We start from the raw sequence: 1,467 nt of genomic DNA, 5'->3' as shown, positions 1-1,467 counted from the left end.
GCGCCCGGATCGGGGCCGGACGCCGATTCGTCCGTGCCCGCGTCCGCGGCGTCTGCTCCGGCGTCGGTCTCCGTCCTCGCGGCGGCACCGCCGGCGTCCGACCCGTCGTCGTTCGCGCGCCGGCGGTACCCCGCGACGCTCCCCGCGATGAGCACGGCGGAGACCACGATCGCCGCCGCCAGCATCCCCCACGGCGGACTCTCCGTCTCGGTCGGTCCGTACACGACCGCGACCTGCTCGTCCGGACCGAACGTGCGCGGTCCCTCGATTATCACCGCGTTGTCCCGGAGGGGGACCGTCGCTCCCGGCGTTCCGGTGACCGTGTATCCCTCCGGCGTCGTCACCTCCAGCGTCTGGCCGTCCGCGAGCGACCGGAGCCACGTGCCGCCCTCGGGCGTCGTCAGCGCGTCGCCCAACACGAGGTTCTCGCCCTCCACGGCGAGAAACTCCGTCCAGACGAAGGTGAGCCGGAGCTCTCCCACGGCGGCCGTCTCCTCGTTGCCCACGTCGAACTCCTCCGTGTCCTGGTGGACCAGCACCTCTCGTTCGACGTCGGTCACCTGCATCGTCCGGTCGACGTTCCGGTTCGCCTCCCGGGCGAACCCCTCGAACAGGGCCGCCTCGGGACCCACGTCGCCCTCGAGGAACCGGTCGCCGGCGGTCTCGAACGCCGCCGTCTCGTTCGCGTCCGCGAGCGCGTACCGGACCGACACCTCCCACCGCGCGTCGCGGTCGGAATTCAGGTCGACGCGGATACGCGTCGCGGTCGGCGGGTCGAAGGCGTCGTCGATCTGGGCGACAGGCGCCGTGGACGTCGCCGTCGCGGTCGCTCGATCGGTGACCGACTGCGAGGCGGAGTCCGACCGCCAGACGGCGACGAGTGGCTGTTCGGCGTCCGCCTCGGCGGCGACCGCGGCGGTGGAGGGGGCCGTCGAGAGCGCGTCGTCCCCCGCGACGGCGCCGGTCCCGCCCGCGGGGCGACGACCAGCACCGCCGCGAAGAGGACGCGGAGCGCGGGGATCCGCATACGATCAGGGGTCTCGTGCGCCCGGCAAAACGCTTTCCATAGCCGGCATCCGAAACGGTCGGGACTCCTCGCGGCGTTCGACCGCCGCCGCGCGGTCCCGTCCGGTGAGGTGGATTTTTTGTACCTCCCCGTCAACCGGACTCTGATGAGAGCCCTCCCGACCGCCGTCGCGGTGCTGCTGCTGATCGCGTCCGTCGCCGGCGCGGTCGGTCCGGTCAGCGCCGGCGCCGTCGCGTTCCCCGCCGTCGACGAGCCCGCTCCGGACCGACCGCAGGTAGACGACGAGAACCGCACGTTCCGGACGCTGTCGACGGCCAACGAGACGCCCGCCCGCGCCGGAACCACCGTTCGGGGTGCGAACCTCGGCTCGGCGCTCGACCTCTCGGTCGACGACGCGGACGCGGCGATAGAGACCGCCGCGATCGTCCGCGCGGTCGAGA

2 pseudogenes are annotated in these 1,467 nt (G+C 73.1%); one reads left to right on the top strand and one right to left on the bottom strand.

Annotated elements, in window-relative coordinates:
- Positions 1-713, bottom strand: a pseudogene (locus tag GJ633_RS16575) (hypothetical protein); the annotation flags it as partial.
- A gap of 459 nt (positions 714-1,172) precedes the next feature.
- Here GJ633_RS16575 and GJ633_RS16570 point away from each other — a divergent pair.
- A pseudogene (locus tag GJ633_RS16570) lies at positions 1,173-1,467 on the top strand (hypothetical protein); the annotation flags it as partial.

Source organism: Halorubrum sp. CBA1125 (assembly GCF_009742825.1).
GTDB lineage: Archaea > Halobacteriota > Halobacteria > Halobacteriales > Haloferacaceae > Halorubrum.
The sequence above is the reverse complement of the archived record's forward strand: the minus strand, read 5'-3'. Positions and strand labels throughout refer to the sequence as shown.